The following is a 15927-nucleotide window of genomic DNA, read 5'->3' on the forward strand; positions in this document are numbered from 1 at the left end:
ATCTCGAATTAATGATAATTTTCACGTTCTAAAATCTGCAACTTCAAGTTAATTGGGTATATGCACTGCCACGTTAGGATTGATGTTGGCTTCAATAAGTACACTTACAATTGCGGATGAAGGTATCAGAACCAATACCAAAGTACCCTCTTATACAAATAATTCTGATATTAAAATTGGTGGGGCATTTGATCGAGGCACTAGCGTTACCGCTCAGTTTAATAATCAAATTAACCTTTCTATTGGCAGTGATGGTATCGCGAGTGATTATATTTTCTTAACCGGTAAATTTAGTCCTCAATTGCCTTTTACTTGGTATGCATCAGTGGGGGGATTTTATGATTGGGATGAGACCTGTCACGATGATTGTGGTAGATATGATAGTAATGGTAATCGGCACCATGATTCTGATCATGACTACGGTATACGTGCACCTTTTGGGCTTGATTGGAACTTTGCTAGCCGTTGGGACACTTATATACAGTTGGCTCCTGCTATTAATATACCTGATGATTTTGATCTGGAATTTCAAGGAGCGATTGGCATTCGCTATGCCTTACAAAACCTTGAGATGATCATCAGATAAAAAAGCCCATTAACTTCTGTGAAGTTAATGGGCTTTCAAGTTTTTATTATCTATTTACTGTTCATTGCTCTTCGAATGCAAAGGGCAGCGCCGCCCCAGGTAATTCCAAGACCAACGATCATCATAATGATTGCACCTGTAGTCATATTAGGCCTCTTTTGATTTTTTAGAATTAATAACGATAGCAATAACTAGCATGGCACCAATTAAGCCCCAGCCTAGTGTCAGTAGATCTGATATCTCGTAGCCACCATAACCATCAGTTACAGTTGTAATGATTTTATTGGCGAGGATAATCGCAATCATTATTGGGCTTAAGAAGCGAATACATAGATCAAACCAAACCCCAATAGTCACTTCAGAAATTTTATTTGCGTACTCACGGATATCAGCTAATTTAAATAACCAGCCAACTAGTAACAACTCAATCAAGCAACTTGCTAACAGAGCGATATTATTGATAAAGAAGTCAACTAAATCTAATAGTAATAAACCACCGTTTGTTGCAAATGAAAGAGAAACTAATAAACCAACACCACAGACTATCGAGGCGGCTTTTTTGCGTGACCATTTTAACTTATCGATAAATGCTGACGTGACGGCTTCAATGATGGAAATATGCGAACTAAGGCCTGCAACCACTAATGCTAAGAAAAATAGTGGGCCTAAAATGTAAGGAGCAGGCAACAAATTAATGGCAGCAGGAATGGTTACGAATGCAAGCCCAACACCTGCACTGACTACATCAGTTAATGCTTTACCTTGCTCTTGAGCCATATAACCCAGTACAGAGAAAATCAAAATACCTGCAACAATTGAGAAACCACAGTTAATTAAAACCGTCATTAAAGCATTGTTACTGATGTCGGACTTTTCTGGTAGGTAGCTCGAATAAGCGAGCATGATGGCAAAACCAACCGATAGGGTAAAGAAAATTTGCCCATAAGCCGCTGCCCATACGGTAGGATCGGTTAATTTGCTGAAATCAGGTTCAAATAAATAGTTCAAACCGTCTAATGCACCAGGTAAGAAAATCATACGACCGATAAGAGCAATCACCATGATAAATAATACAGGCATCATAATTTTACCTGCGCGCTCAATGCCACCTTTAATACCACTGAAAATAGCTGAAAAGGTAATGCCCCAAGCGACAATCATAGGAATCGCAATGTGCCATTGGATGCTACCTAGTTTACTTGGGCTGTTGTCTGAACCTAGCTGTAGGTATTCGCCAAAGAAATAAGCGTTAGGATCGGTGCCCCAACCTTGATTAACGGCAAGGCCTACATAAGATATTGCCCAGCCAATTATAGCGATGTAGTAAACACCAATCACCGCTGCAATCATTACTTGAAACCAACCAAGCCATTCAAATTTAGAATTGATTTTAGACAGCGTCTTTGGTGCCGCGCCACGGAATTTGTGGCCCATGGTGAATTCTAAAATCATAAAAGGAATACCAGCGGTGAGCATGGCAAAAAGGTAGGGGATAAAGAAAGCACCGCCGCCATTTTCATACGCCATGTATGGAAAGCGCCAAATATTTCCTAGGCCGATGGCTGAACCAACTGCTGCTAGAACAAAGCCCGTACGTGAGCCCCATTGTTCTCGTTTCATATTTACATCCTCTGTAACTGTATCCGTCCAAGTTATTTATCCATTTTTTTTGGATTTTTATTCTATTATAGAGCTAACTTTTTAGATTATTATGCTGATAGTGTGAAAGTGTCGTACAAGAAAGTGGTGTTATTCACTTTACCCTAAGATAAGGGTATCGGTAGAGGGAAAGTAACGCAATAGGTAACAACAGTGCTGGGGTTTTCTTGCCGTAAAGTATCGTACTTGATATTTTTATCATTATGTTATGATTAACTGCTTGCTTGCTTGCTTGCTGGTGGGTAGTGTTATTATCTGTTTTTTTGTTTATTGTCATTATTTATATGATGTGAAAGTTCGTGATCTATATGTTGTTTAAATGTTCAGTTTTTTGATGTGTGACGATATTTTGTGCTAAATTATTAAATGTCCTGCATATTAGAATTTCCATTGTTTTTACCTTTAGGAGTATTATTATGAGTTGTGATTTTAAAATTGCCTTATCTATTATTGGCAGCATTATAGTTGTCTTAGCTGCGTTCGTGACTATCGTAACTATTTATTAGATTATTAGATTATTAGATTATTAGATTATTAGATTATTAGATTATTAGATTATGTAAACTGTTGGAGGTTATGTGAATAACAGTGGGATTGTGACAAATGAAAATACTTCTGTTGATCATGACATCTTAAACAAATACTCAAAGGGAAAACATGCTTTAGTTGCCCAGGGTGGGGGACAAAAAGGTATTTTTACTACTGGAGTATTAGACAGTTTTCTTGCTGCTTCTGTTGATCCATTTGATGTGTTTTATGGTACTTCAGCGGGCGCTTTAAATATTACCTCTTTTCTTGCAAGACAGGTCGGTTTAGGTAAAGCCTTTATTACCGATTTAACTACCACACCTGATTTTTTCCGTTTATTTGCCCATGTTCGAAATAAGCAAAGGCTTAACCTTGATTGGGCTTTTGAACAGCTTCATTCTCCACCTTATTGGTTAGACATGGATGTAGCTCGTTATTCTCTCGGTGAACGAGATGCTTTTGCTGCAGTGACAAACATTACTGATTTACATGATGAATATTTACCTATTATGGTAACCGACTGGCTTGATGTGCTAAGAGCGACATGTGCAATTCCCGGTCTTTATCGTAAAGAAGTACAAATCAATGGGAATCGATATATTGATGGCGGTGTGTCGGCATCTATTCCTGCACAAGAAGCATGGCGACAAGGTGCACGTTTGATTAGTGTTATTAGGACGGAACCTATTGGGTTACCAATAGAAGTCGAAGATGAAACGACAGAGACATTTTTAAATCGTGTTGGCTTGAATCATCATTTTGAAGCTCTGCAAGATAGAATTGTTAAACGTACCGCTGGTTGGAGGCAAGATTTAAGTAGTTTTGTTCAACAAAGAATTGAGAAATCATTACAAGTGATTACGGATAAACATAAGCCGTTATTAAATGGTGGTCGATGGCTCTTTGGTGGAAGTGATGTTTATCGTTTGTGCCATTTAATGGGTGATCAATTTGATGCAGGTTTAATGGATATGCTTTTAGTGCATCACCAAACTTATTCGATGACACATAACTTCATGATCAATCCACCGGATGATTGCTACGTATTACAAATTGCCCCAGAGCAACCTTTAAAAGCGTCATCACTGTTAAGCAAGCTTGATGATTTAGAACATGATTATCAAATGGGGATACAAGCTGGAATTAAATATGTTGAATTGCTTTCTAGCTTAAAGAATAAACCGGAGATGATTCATCCATCAGCCTATATTCGCTCGAATAAACGTTGGTTAGATACTAAGTAATTACCAGTTATGAGCCAATGCCGTTGGTTTTTAATCAATGGCATTGGCGTTCACTAAAGTATTTTATTATATTCAGACGATTTATTATTCGACTTCAATAATCCTCATGCAGTTAGTTGACCCGACTAAATCCATCACATCCCCTTGGGTAATAATGACAATATCGCCCTTAGTTAATAAGTGCTTGTCTTTAAGTGTTTGAATTGCTTGATTGGCAGACGGTAGACCAGATCCGGCATCATTATCGAAATAAACAGGTGTAACACCACGATAAAGTGCAGCACGGTTTAATGTGCTTTCGTTACGAGATAAAGCAAAAATCGGTAGGCCAGAACTTAAACGAGACATCATTAACGCCGTACGACCAGATTCTGTTAATGAAATCATGGCAGTAATCCCTTCCATGTGGTTGGCAGAATACATGGTTGCCATTGCGATGGTTTCTTCAGCCGAGGCAAACTTGCGATCTAGGCGATAATTAGAAACATTGATGGACGGCATCTTTTCTGCACCAACACAGACTTCTGCCATGGATTTCACTGTCTCAACAGGAAATTGTCCAGCCGCGGTTTCTGCAGATAACATCACTGCATCGGTACCATCTAAAACCGCATTGGCCACATCCATTACTTCTGCTCGAGTGGGCATTGGGCTATTAATCATAGACTCCATCATTTGAGTGGCTGTGATCACATTGCGATTTAAGCTACGAGCACGACGTATTAACTGCTTTTGAACGCCAACAAGCTCAGGGTCACCAATCTCTACCCCAAGATCGCCACGGGCAACCATCACCACATCAGAGGCAAGAATAATATCGTCCATTGCAGCCTCACTGGCGACAGTTTCAGCGCGTTCTACCTTTGCCACCAATTTGGCTTCTAAGCCAGCATCACGTGCTAAACGGCGAGCATAATTCATATCTTCGCCATTACGAGGGAAGGAAATGGCAAGGTAATCAACTTTAATTTTTGCGGCGGTGAGAATATCTTGTTTGTCTTTTTCGGTTAAGGCATCAGCAGATAGACCACCGCCTTTTTTATTGATCCCCTTATTATTTGATAAAGGGCCTGCAACGGTTACTTCTGTATGAATTTTAGTTCCTTCAACAGACAGAACTTTAAGCTGTACTCGACCATCATCAAGCAACAATATGTCACCTGAATAGACGTCGTTAGGTAGTTCTTTATAGTCTACGCCTACAGAATGTTGGTCGCCTTGCCCTTTTTCAAGTTCGCTGTCTAAAGTGAATTTGTCACCAATGCTAAGCTGAATTTTTCCATCTTTAAATGTGGACACCCTAATTTTAGGGCCCTGTAAGTCACCTAAAATAGCAACATGGATACCGAGTTTTGCGGCGATAGTACGGACTTTTTCAGCTCGAATAATGTGATCTTCAGCTGAGCCATGTGAAAAGTTCATTCGTACGACACTAGCACCTGCTTTAATAATATCTTCGAGCACATTATCTTTATCTGTCGCAGGCCCTAAAGTGGTCACGATTTTAGTACGTCTCAATTTTATTGACATGAAAACTCCATTTTTTGGTTACTCGATTAATCATAAACGTCAGTGATACTTAAGCTTAAGTTATCATTAAATAGCGGCTTGTTTATGAGTAAATGTCTATTTTGTGGTTTACGCAGCATAGTCATATCAGACTTATATTATGTTAATTGTAAGCGTTAGCGTGGCAGTCAATAATGGGTATTATGATGTCCATTTAGCATTTTGTTTCGTTAAAATAGGTTATAACCGTGATATCTATCACGCTCCTCTACCATCAGGCTTCACAATTACTTCGCAGTGTAAAAAAATTGCATTCTAAACTTTATTAGGAGTACGTTATGTACATGGCTCAACCTGGTCATATTGATCAAATAAAGCAAGTAAACAGTGGGCGTGTATATAAATTAATCGATCAGTATGGACCTATCTCACGTATTGATTTGTCAAAACTTAGCGGCCTTGCGCCGGCCAGTATTACTAAAATTTCACGTGAACTGATGGATGGGCACTTAATACATGAAACGGTAGTGCAAGAAACGACCAGTCGAGGACGACCAGCGGTTGGGTTGCAAACTAATAATGAAGGATGGCAATTTCTTTCTATCCGGTTAGGAAAGGGATATTTAATTATTGCTTTACATGGATTGGGTGCAGAGGTCTTAGTTGAGCATCGTGTGATCATAGAAGAGCGAGATCAAGTTTCGCTGCTTAAAAGAATACTCCTTGAAATCGAACAATTTTTTTCAACATTTTCAGATCAAGTAGAGCGTGTGACCAGTATTGCTTTAACCTTACCTGCATTAGTCGATTTCTCTCAAGGTATGGTTATTCAGATGCCTTTTTATCACATTGAGAAACTGGCCTTGGGTCCTGCGATTTATGAAAAAACGGGGCTTCCAGTTTTTATTGCGAATGATCTGAGCGCATGGGCCTTAGCTGAAATGTTATTTGGATATTCTCAGGAAGTCGATAATTCACTGTTGCTTAGTAACTTTCAAGGCGTGAGTGTTGGCGTCATTGTAAATGGTCGTCTTATTTATAATCGCTTTGGTAATATTGGTGAGTTGGGTCATATGCAAATTGATCCCAATGGAGGCATGTGCCATTGCGGTAAAAAAGGCTGCTTAGATACGGTAGCATCGGCTGAATCGGTCTGTGAGTTTGTCATTGAAGCATTAAATGCTGGCGTAACATCCACCTTGGATATTAATAACATTACGATTGAAACGATTTGCAGTGCCGCATTGAGTGATGACGCATTGGCGGTGCAAGTCATTGAACAGTTAGGCCGAGATCTTGGCAAAGGTATCGCGATGATGGTTAATATTTTCAGCCCCGAGAAAATCTTATTGGGCGGAGCTTTAAATCAAGCCAAATCAATTCTCTACCCAGTGATCCTTGATACATTGAGGAAACAAACACTTTACCCAGAACATCGAGAAATCCCATTAGCCGAAAGCTGTTTCTATACTCAAACCACAATGCCTGGCGCTGCACTGATTAAACAGGCTCTATATAATGGCGATTTATTATTAAAGGTAAATGAAGGGTAATCATCATTCGATCTAATTCTTATTAGTTCTGATCAAAAAAACAACCACGACAGTCATTACTGCCGTGGTTGTTTTGTCTTAAGAGTAAAAACCTAAGTTGCTTAGATTACTTAGGTTGAGCGTCAATACATTGTCCTTGTACGGCTACGCATTCATTAGACATTAAATATAAATAAAGCGGCATGATTTCTGCGGGTGTTTTTAATAAATGAGCATCTTCTGCTGGGTAAGCAGAAGCACGCATTTTGGTACGAGTTGCACCGGGATTAATTGCGTTCACTCTGACATTGGTATCGGTCAACTCGTCAGCTAAGGTTTTCATCATACCTTCGGTAGCAAACTTAGAAATAGCATAGCTTGCCCAATAAGCCTTACCAACATGCCCAACCGTTGAAGAGGTAAATACAATGCGGCCATGCTCTGAAATAAGTATTAAGGGTAAAACAGCTTGAGTCATTAGTAGCTGCGCTTTCACGTTAATTTGCATGACTTCATCAAAAGTAGATTCTTCAATTTGTTCAAATGGAGTCAGGACGCCCAACATACCGGCGTTGTGTAAGATGCCATCTAGTCTGCCAAATTGTTGCTTAATGGTGGATGCCATATCAATGTAGTGCTGTTTAGTTGCTCCTTGCATATCAAGAGGAATGATTGCGGCTTGAGGATAACCTTTTGCTTCAATTTCATCATACACAGCTTCTAATTTGGCTACGGTTCTCCCTAGTAGAATTACGGTGGCGCCAGATTGGGCATAATGCAAAGCGGCTTCTTTCCCAATACCATCACCAGCTCCAGTGACTAAAATGACTTTATTGACGAGCGTATTGGCAGAGACGTTATAATTCACGAAGTTTTCCTTATGGCAGATCTTTTATCTCGGGCGAGATACATTGAATTGTGAAAATAGGGGGTGTCTAGCCCTATTTAAGTTTATCTATATTTAAGTGTGGTTAGATGCGTTCTTTGCGCTTTATTTTAGGCAGACGCTGCACCTTAAGTTGTTTCGGTATACAATACACCAATTGATTGTATATGAGGAAATGACATTGGAATTTTTGTTGGATTACGGATTGTTTTTAGCCAAGATTGTGACATTTGTTGTTGCGGTAATTGCATTGATTATTGGCATTAAAATGTTAGGTGGTAAAGGAGCAAACTCAACTGGTGCGCTCAAAGTTACGGACTTATGTGAAAAGATTGATAATACAATTTCACAATTGGAAGCGCATATACATGATGAAGCTTATTTAAAAGCTCGTCATAAAAGTGAAGTGAAAGCCGAAAAAGAAAAGCTTAAACAAGAAGCTAAACAAGCGAAAAAAGCCGCTAAATCAGGAGAACTAACCAGCCAACGTAAACCGCATTTATTTGTCTTGGATTTTAATGGCAGCATCGATGCCAAAGAAGTGAGTAGCTTACGAGAAGAGATTACGGCTATTTTATCTGTCGCTAAATCTGACGATGAAGTATTACTGAGACTCGAAACTGGTGGCGGAATGGTGCATGGTTATGGTTTAGCATCCTCTCAGCTTGATCGCTTAAAGAAAGCGAATATACCGTTGACCATTTCAGTTGATAAAGTTGCCGCAAGTGGTGGTTATATGATGGCGTGTGTGGCCGATAAAATTGTTTCGGCACCTTTTGCTATTGTGGGATCTATCGGTGTTATTGCTCAAATTCCTAATTTTCATAAAGTGTTAAAGAAAAATGATATTGAATTTGAACAATTAACGGCGGGTGAATATAAGCGTACGCTGACCATGTTTGGTGAAAACAGTGATAAAGCTCGTGAAAAATTCAAGCTTGAGTTAGAAGAGACGCATGTATTATTTAAAGATTTTATTCATGAACATCGCCCAGATCTAGACTTAGAAAAAGTCGCGACAGGTGAGCACTGGTTTGGTTCTAAAGCACTTGAACTAGGCTTAGTAGATGAGATTAAAACATCTGATGATTTGATTGTTGAAGCGACAAAAGAGAAAGCAGTCTTAGCATTGCATTATGTAAAAAAGAAAAAATTATCAGATAAGTTTGCAGGTACCGCGGCGAAAACGGTAGATAATGTTTTTTTGAAATTATTATCACGTGGTCAAAGGCCGATTATTTAATCTACCTCCTTAGAGTTAAACTGATTTATATCAACCTTTATGTAATTAAGCCCACTCTATAGTGGGCTTTTTTATAAAATAAAATATCGCACTTTCATGTTTTTGTGCCATCTTTATTTCGTATTATTTGTTTTCCATACAAATTTATGGTCATTTATAATGAAAGTGCAAAAAAAGAAGACTGTTACTGGTCGACATAAAGGCTTGAATTCAAATACGGCAAAGAGCAAGATCGATGCTTACCCATCTGTTTGTATCAAAATGTTACGAGAGAGAAATGGAAAACAATCAATTTGAATCATTAATGCCAGCAGAGATGGCACAAAAAGCCGCAGAAGCTGGCGCTTATAAAGTAAAGAAGCCATTTTTTAAAACCTTTATGCTTGCCATTACTGCAGGTATGCATATTGGGATTGCCTTTATTTTCTACACCACAGTAACAAGTGGCACTCAAGATGTTGCGCCTGGATTGTCACACCTTGTCGGTGGCATTGCGTTTAGTCTTGGTTTGATTTTAGTGGTTGTGACGGGGAGTGAACTATTCACTAGTTCGACCTTGACTGTCGTGGCAAAAGCAAGTGGTTTGATTACATGGGGTCAGTTACTTAAAAATTGGATTCAAGTGTATTTTGGTAATTTTGTTGGGTGCTTAATTCTGGTTGGTATTATGCTTGTCGCTCAACAATATATGAGTGATAACGGTGGAATTGGCTTGAATGCTATGCACATTGCACAACATAAAATGCACCATAGTTTTGCTTCAGCGGTTGCTCTTGGCACCATGGCTAATTTATTAGTTTGTATTGGTGTTTGGATGTCTTATGCAGGGCGTACTGTGACCGATAAAATGCTTATTTTGATTTTACCCGTTGCCATGTTTGTTTCTTCAGGTTTTGAGCATAGCATCGCCAATATGTTTCAAATCCCATTTGCGATTGGTATTAAAACGTTTGCACCGGATAGTTTTTGGCAAATGACAGGTGCCACTGCAAGCCAGTTTGCTGATTTGAATATGATGGACTTTCTTATTAATAACCTAATTCCGGTTACTATTGGCAATATTATTGGTGGTAGTGTGTTTGTCGGTATTTGGTTCTGGTCTATTTTTTTGCGTAAGTATAAATAAAGAACAAATCGGCATTAGATCTAATATTAAAATGCCCAATTGATTTGAAGAGCCCCCAATCGTTAGAAGTGTAACGTTGGGGGCATTTTTTGTCTTAAATTCGTAACCGTTCACCGGGAGTGTATTGACAAGCATTCTGGAGTATGCCTCAGAGCATTTTAATGCTTATTCTCTGGCATTTAGAAAAGTTTTAATGCCCGTACGTTATAAAAACACATAATTCCTTACTTTTCACCGTTGTCAAGCCCCTCCCGGTGAACGCTTACTTAAATTCTATTCTTTACTATTTTGTAACGATGATTATTTTGTCGTAATCAGTGCACTGTGTGTTCTAACGTAAATTCTTTTGAAAGATGCAATGCGAGATATTTGAACATATTAAATACCGCTGTGCTTTTGGCCGTCGGTAAGCCTTGAACATCTAAAAAATACTCACCTTTAAAAATTAATACGTCATCTTTTTCTGTCACTGAAGTGGCTCGCATACCTTCAATATAATTGTCATTTTCTTGGATTACTTGGTTTGCGATAAGAAGAAGATTGAATTCTGAAATGCTTTTTTTCTCAGTCATAATAAACCTGTCTGTAGATTGGAGATGATGAATATCAAACCTTAGTTGTTCTAGTGTAAAACGAAAGATTTATGAAGTTAAATTAAATTTGGCGGTAAATATTGAGCCAGATCATCGTTTAGTGTATTGAAAGGAAAGTGGCTTTTTTGTTTAGTTGTCGAGCATTTAGTACGAAAAATGAAAAAACAGGTTGATCTTATTCAAAACTCACTCGATAGTAAAAAAAGAAGCAGTTTTATAAAAGTGCATGCAGATAATAAAAAATGCAGCCGATGAGGATGTTTAGAATTAGTTATGGGTAAATCTCTTGTTATCGTGGAGTCACCAGCCAAAGCAAAGACGATCAATAAATATCTTGGAAAAGATTTTGTAGTGAAGTCGAGCGTTGGGCATGTTCGTGACTTGCCAACTGCCGGTCAGAGCAGTGGTAAAAAAGCAGCGGCTATCTCAACCAAAGGTATGAGCCCAGAAGACAAAGCTCGTATCAAAAAAGAGAAAGATAAAACCGCACTGATTAGAAAAATGGGTATTAATCCTTTTAATGGCTGGGAAGCGAATTATCAGATCCTGCCAGGTAAAGAAAAGGTGGTTGCTGAATTACAAAAGCTTGCCAAAGATGCCGATTGCATTTATCTCGCAACCGATTTGGATCGCGAAGGAGAGGCCATCGCGTGGCACCTTCGTGAGCTCATCGGTGGTGATGATTCGCGATATAAACGAGTAGTATTTAACGAAATTACAAAAAATGCCATTCAGCAAGCGTTTGAGACTCCAGGCGAGCTCAACATTGATGGTGTTAATGCTCAGCAGACTCGTCGTTTTCTCGATCGCGTTGTTGGCTTTATGGTTTCACCGTTACTTTGGAAAAAAGTGGCACGAGGCTTATCGGCAGGTCGTGTTCAATCGGTAGCCGTAAAATTGCTGGTGGAACGTGAGCGTGAAATCAACGCATTTATTCCTGAAGAATTTTGGGATATTCATGCTGATACAAAAACTCAGGATAAAACGGATTTTCGTTTATTAGTCGCGCAAAAAGATGGCGTGTCATTTAAACCCGTTAATGAAGCCGAAGCAAAATCAGCTTTATCGGTATTAGAAAAAGCGAAATACGAAGTCTGTAAACGTGAAGATCGTCCAACGTCAAGTAAGCCATCTGCGCCTTATATCACGTCTACATTGCAACAAGCTGCCAGTACTCGTTTAGGTTATGGTGTGAAAAAGACCATGATGCTAGCTCAGAGGCTCTATGAGGGCGGTTACATCACTTACATGCGTACTGACTCAACTAATTTGAGTTCAGAGGCTGTAGAAGCTTGTCGCGGGTTTATTCAATCTGAATTCGGTGATGTTTACCTTCCGGAAAAAGCACTGACTTATGGTAGTAAAGCAGGCGCACAAGAAGCGCACGAAGCAATACGTCCTTCAAGTGTTGATGTCAAAACTGATGATCTGCAAGGTATGGAAGCCGATGCGCATAAATTATATTCATTAATTTGGAATCAATTTGTTGCATGTCAAATGATGCCTGCAAAATATGACTCGACTACGGTTAGTGTCAAAGCCGATGAGTACACACTCAAAGCGAAAGGCCGTATTCTAAAATTTGATGGTTGGACTCGTGTTCAACGCCCAATGGGTAAAAATGAAGATCTGATCCTGCCTGCGGTTAGTGTTGGTGACACATTAGCCTTGCAACAACTCGATCCTAAACAGCACTTTACTAAGCCGCCAGCCCGTTTTACCGAAGCCGCATTGGTAAAAGAATTGGAGAAAAAAGGTATTGGTCGTCCTTCGACTTATGCTTCTATTATTTCAACGATTCAGGATCGTGGTTATGTCAAAGTCGATCAGCGCCGTTTCTATGCTGAAAAAATGGGTGAAATTGTTACAGACCGGTTAGACGGTAGTTTCAATGACTTAATGAACTACGACTTTACTGCACGGATGGAAGCAAAACTAGATTCGATTGCCGAAGGCTCAATTACTTGGACCCAAGTACTGGATGACTTCTTCAATGACTTTACCACCGATCTTGATAAAGCTGATTTGGATGAATCTGAAGGTGGCATGACACCAAATAAGATCGTTGAAACCAACATTGAATGCCCAACTTGTTCTCGTCCAATGGGAATTCGTACCGCATCAACGGGTGTATTCCTCGGTTGCTCTGGTTATGCTTTACCTCCGAAAGAGCGTTGTAAGACAACGATCAATTTAGGTGATGAAGACGGTATTATTAACGTTCTTGAAGAAGATGTTGAGACGGCTGCACTTCGTGCGAAAAAACGTTGTCCGATCTGTGAAACCGCGATGGATGCGTATTTAATCGACGATACGCGTAAAATGCATGTTTGTGGTAATAATCCAAACTGTGATGGTTATGTGGTCGAATTTGGTGAGTTTAAGCCAAAAGGTTATGACGGTCCATTGGTTGAATGCGACAAATGTGGTTCAGATATGGTGCTGAAAAATGGCCGTTTTGGTAAATATATGGGTTGTACCAGTGAAGACTGTAAAAATACCCGTAAGATTTTACGTAATGGCGATGTTGCTCCACCGAAAGAAGATCCTGTGCATTTCCCAGAACTGCCTTGTTCAAATTCGGATGCTTACTTTGTGTTACGTGATGGCGCATCTGGCTTATTTATGGCCGCGAGCAATTTCCCTAAATCCCGTGAAACTCGAGCACCACTTGTGGCGGAAATGGCTGAATACAAAGATCGTATTTCGCCTAAGTTCCAATACTTAGCCAGTGCACCAGTGGCGGATCCTGATGGATTACCAACCGTGGTACGTTTTAGTCGAAAATCGAAAGAGCATTATGTTCGCTCTGAAGTAGATGCAAAACCAACCGGATGGACCGCTTTGTATGATAACGGCAAGTGGGAAATCACAGACAAACGTAAAAAGCCTAAGAAAGAATCTGAATAAAGTTATATTCTTTAGCTAGAAACAAAAGAAACCCCAGCGATTTAGTTATCACTGGGGTTTCTTTATTCGGTAGTGCTAATTGGGATAGTATTATTGGTTGTTAATATTCAGGCAGCACAAAATTTTCAGCGAGTTTTTTAATCTCTAGATCATTCATTACCACAATTTTTTCCATTGTTTCTCGCGTGAGATGTGGGCAGAAATGTTCGATGAAATCATAAGTATGTCGTTGTAAGAAAATATTGCGGCTAAAGCATATCCATGCGCTGCAAGATGGAAGTTCATCAATATCAATAGTCACAATATTATCATCATGGATATTATTGGCGGCAACAGATGCCACAATACCAACACCAAAGTTCAAGTCGACGTATTTTAAGATCACATCAACATCCATAACGGTCATAAAATAATGGGGTGACAAGCCTCGTTCTGAAAAGGCTTTTTCTTGCACTAACTTACCGGTTGAACCTGCTTCGTAACTGATTATTGGATATTTTGAAATGTCCTCTAAAGTGACTTTGGATTTAGTGGCCAACGGGTGATTTTTAGGAACAACCAGTGACATTCTCCACAAGTAAGCGGGTAAAATAATGGCGTTCGACTCCGGCTTGACATCTTGTGCGACAATAGAAAAATCAGAATGCCCTTTAGGGATTAAAGACCCATTTTTATCAGGCTGCACAGATCCAATATGGAAGGTGATTTGTGGGTAACGTTTGACAAATTTATTGACGGTATTGGGCAATATAAAGCGAGCGATAGTATTGGTTGTATAAATATTCAAACAACCATTATCAGGGTTCACAAATGTTTTCGATATTTCGAGAATTTTACTTTCAATTTCGAGCATCTTCTCCACTTCATTTAAAATCAACTTTCCTTCTGGAGTGATGGAGTTTAAATGTTTACCTTTACGCTCGAAAATCTTTAAACCTAACTCAGACTCAAGTAAACCTATTTGTTTGCTCACTCCTGGCTGAGTGGTAAATAAGCTTTGAGATGCCAATGAGATATTTAAATCGTTTTTTACGATAGCACTTAAATATTTAAGCTGTTGTAATTTCATCCGTCATTCCTATCATCCATATATGCTCATCTTACTTGAAAGTACAGCTTTGCAATGCTGATACTCTCCGAGCACATATTCACCTATTTTGAAGATAATACTTTAATAATTTTAAGATGCTTGATTATTGAGTCTCTGGCAAGTGAAATCATGACTTAATATTGGCCGGATAGTTATTACTTATTAGATTTTAGTGGATTACCACTATGAAATCGGAAGTTTTTATCAGGGCGTTGTATTAATTGAGCCTCATGCTGACCTATCAGGGCTACTCGTTCGCTAATATCACCATCAGCAATGCTCTCAGCAAGATTCAAATAATCTTGATAATGGCGAGCTTCTGAACGTAATAGTGAAACATAAAAGCTGTTTAGTTCTTTATCCAAAAATGGCGCTAATTTTGCGAAGCGCTCGCATGATCTTGCTTCAATATAAGCTCCGATAATGAGCTTATCAATTAATGCTTCAGGTTCGTAGTGACGAACCATACTCATTAGTCCTTTAGCATATGTACCAGCAGTCATATTTTGGTATGGAATATCTCGATCTTTCATTATTTCGAGTACTTGCTCAAAATGATGAAATTCTTCTTTGATGAGTCTGACCATTTTATCGACTAAATCTTGTCCATATGGTGTGTTCTTTTTGACGGTTAAATTAGATGACTGCATGATGCTTTTTTCTGGGAAACTTATATTTCGAATCCACTTATAAACATAATCTTCATAAGGCTTCGCCCATAGTATAATGATGGCTGCACTTTCTTGGGTTACCGCATACTTTCGGAGCAAAAACATTGCCGTTTGCGCCGCTTTTAGCTCGCAGTTACAATGATCAATCAGCAGAGAGCGAAGCTGCTCTGGTTGCTTCGCTTTTTCAATCCAAGCATCAGGTGTTGCACATTGTAAGAATGAGTTAATAGGAGCGAGGAGTTGGTGTAGCATAATAGCGATAAGCCTATTCAAAATACTGGATGGCGTGATGTTATCACAGCGTACTCTGGTTTTGTAACGAGGCTTTCTTTGCTTATTCGGTAGTGGTT

At 39.1% G+C, this 15927-nt stretch carries 13 protein-coding genes; 6 read left to right on the forward strand and 7 right to left on the reverse strand.

Annotated features, from left to right (window positions below):
- The first annotated feature begins 82 nt into the window (after positions 1 to 82).
- Complete coding sequence (locus FH976_RS15860; RefSeq protein ID WP_228767364.1) at positions 83 to 586, forward strand: hypothetical protein; 504 nt, start codon at positions 83 to 85, stop codon at positions 584 to 586.
- A 50-nt stretch (positions 587 to 636) separates the two neighbouring features.
- Here the strand turns inward: FH976_RS15860 and FH976_RS06885 are convergent, their stop codons facing one another.
- Positions 637 to 732 carry a MetS family NSS transporter small subunit gene (locus tag FH976_RS06885; protein WP_194090162.1) on the reverse strand — a complete coding sequence of 32 codons (96 nt, stop codon included), beginning with the start codon at positions 730 to 732 and terminating at the stop codon, positions 637 to 639.
- Position 733: 1 nt separating this feature from the next.
- Complete coding sequence (locus tag FH976_RS06890) at positions 734 to 2206, reverse strand: sodium-dependent transporter (protein WP_194090163.1); 1473 nt, start codon at positions 2204 to 2206, stop codon at positions 734 to 736.
- Positions 2207 to 2823: 617 nt separating this feature from the next.
- Here FH976_RS06890 and FH976_RS06895 point away from each other — a divergent pair.
- A complete protein-coding gene (locus FH976_RS06895; protein WP_194090164.1) occupies positions 2824 to 4017 on the forward strand; it encodes a patatin-like phospholipase family protein in 1194 nt (397 codons plus the stop codon).
- 84 nt (positions 4018 to 4101) lie between these two features.
- Here FH976_RS06895 and pyk read toward each other — a convergent pair whose 3' ends face one another.
- Positions 4102 to 5547, reverse strand: a complete 1446-nt coding sequence (pyk, locus tag FH976_RS06900) for a pyruvate kinase (protein ID WP_194090165.1) — start codon at positions 5545 to 5547, stop codon at positions 4102 to 4104.
- 317 nt (positions 5548 to 5864) lie between these two features.
- Between pyk and mlc the strand changes: the two genes are divergently transcribed.
- Entirely contained in the window at positions 5865 to 7079 is a 1215-nt protein-coding gene (gene mlc, locus FH976_RS06905; RefSeq protein ID WP_194090166.1) for a sugar metabolism global transcriptional regulator Mlc, read from the forward strand.
- A 106-nt stretch (positions 7080 to 7185) separates the two neighbouring features.
- Here the strand turns inward: mlc and FH976_RS06910 are convergent, their stop codons facing one another.
- Positions 7186 to 7926, reverse strand: a complete 741-nt coding sequence (locus FH976_RS06910; protein ID WP_194090167.1) for a YciK family oxidoreductase — start codon at positions 7924 to 7926, stop codon at positions 7186 to 7188.
- Between the two features lie 199 nt (positions 7927 to 8125).
- On the opposite strand from FH976_RS06910, the gene sohB reads away from it, so the two are divergent.
- Both sohB and focA read left to right on the forward strand, forming a co-directional pair.
- Positions 8126 to 9187 (forward strand): protease SohB, encoded by a 1062-nt coding sequence (sohB, locus tag FH976_RS06915; RefSeq protein ID WP_194090168.1) that lies wholly within the window; start codon positions 8126 to 8128, stop codon positions 9185 to 9187.
- 277 nt (positions 9188 to 9464) lie between these two features.
- Positions 9465 to 10313, forward strand: coding sequence for a formate transporter FocA (focA, locus tag FH976_RS06920; RefSeq protein ID WP_194090169.1), 849 nt, complete (start codon positions 9465 to 9467; stop codon positions 10311 to 10313).
- Positions 10314 to 10627: 314 nt separating this feature from the next.
- Here focA and FH976_RS06925 read toward each other — a convergent pair whose 3' ends face one another.
- Positions 10628 to 10885 (reverse strand): YciN family protein, encoded by a 258-nt coding sequence (locus FH976_RS06925; protein WP_194090170.1) that lies wholly within the window; start codon positions 10883 to 10885, stop codon positions 10628 to 10630.
- A gap of 294 nt (positions 10886 to 11179) precedes the next feature.
- On the opposite strand from FH976_RS06925, the gene topA reads away from it, so the two are divergent.
- Positions 11180 to 13816, forward strand: coding sequence for a type I DNA topoisomerase (gene topA / locus FH976_RS06930; RefSeq protein WP_194090171.1), 2637 nt, complete (start codon positions 11180 to 11182; stop codon positions 13814 to 13816).
- A 100-nt stretch (positions 13817 to 13916) separates the two neighbouring features.
- Here topA and FH976_RS06935 read toward each other — a convergent pair whose 3' ends face one another.
- A complete protein-coding gene (locus FH976_RS06935; RefSeq protein ID WP_194090172.1) occupies positions 13917 to 14885 on the reverse strand; it encodes a LysR substrate-binding domain-containing protein in 969 nt (322 codons plus the stop codon).
- Positions 14886 to 15061: 176 nt separating this feature from the next.
- Entirely contained in the window at positions 15062 to 15829 is a 768-nt protein-coding gene (gene miaE / locus FH976_RS06940) for a tRNA isopentenyl-2-thiomethyl-A-37 hydroxylase MiaE (protein WP_194090173.1), read from the reverse strand.
- Positions 15830 to 15927: the final 98 nt, after the last annotated feature.

This window comes from Vibrio hibernica (assembly GCF_015223435.1).
GTDB lineage: Bacteria > Pseudomonadota > Gammaproteobacteria > Enterobacterales > Vibrionaceae > Vibrio > Vibrio hibernica.

Bases quoted from the DNA above. Each gene is read 5' to 3' on its own strand.
- mlc (WP_194090166.1), top strand. From the start codon at position 5,865: ATGTACATGGCTCAACCTGGTCATATTGATCAAATAAAGCAAGTAAAC.
- FH976_RS06925 (WP_194090170.1), bottom strand. From the start codon at position 10,885: ATGACTGAGAAAAAAAGCATTTCAGAATTCAATCTTCTTCTTATCGCA.
- pyk (WP_194090165.1), bottom strand. From the start codon at position 5,547: ATGTCAATAAAATTGAGACGTACTAAAATCGTGACCACTTTAGGGCCT.
- FH976_RS06890 (WP_194090163.1), bottom strand. From the start codon at position 2,206: ATGAAACGAGAACAATGGGGCTCACGTACGGGCTTTGTTCTAGCAGCA.
- focA (WP_194090169.1), top strand. From the start codon at position 9,465: ATGGAAAACAATCAATTTGAATCATTAATGCCAGCAGAGATGGCACAA.
- FH976_RS15860 (WP_228767364.1), top strand. From the start codon at position 83: ATGTTGGCTTCAATAAGTACACTTACAATTGCGGATGAAGGTATCAGA.
- topA (WP_194090171.1), top strand. From the start codon at position 11,180: ATGGGTAAATCTCTTGTTATCGTGGAGTCACCAGCCAAAGCAAAGACG.
- miaE (WP_194090173.1), bottom strand. From the start codon at position 15,829: ATGCTACACCAACTCCTCGCTCCTATTAACTCATTCTTACAATGTGCA.
- FH976_RS06885 (WP_194090162.1), bottom strand. From the start codon at position 732: ATGACTACAGGTGCAATCATTATGATGATCGTTGGTCTTGGAATTACC.
- FH976_RS06935 (WP_194090172.1), bottom strand. From the start codon at position 14,885: ATGAAATTACAACAGCTTAAATATTTAAGTGCTATCGTAAAAAACGAT.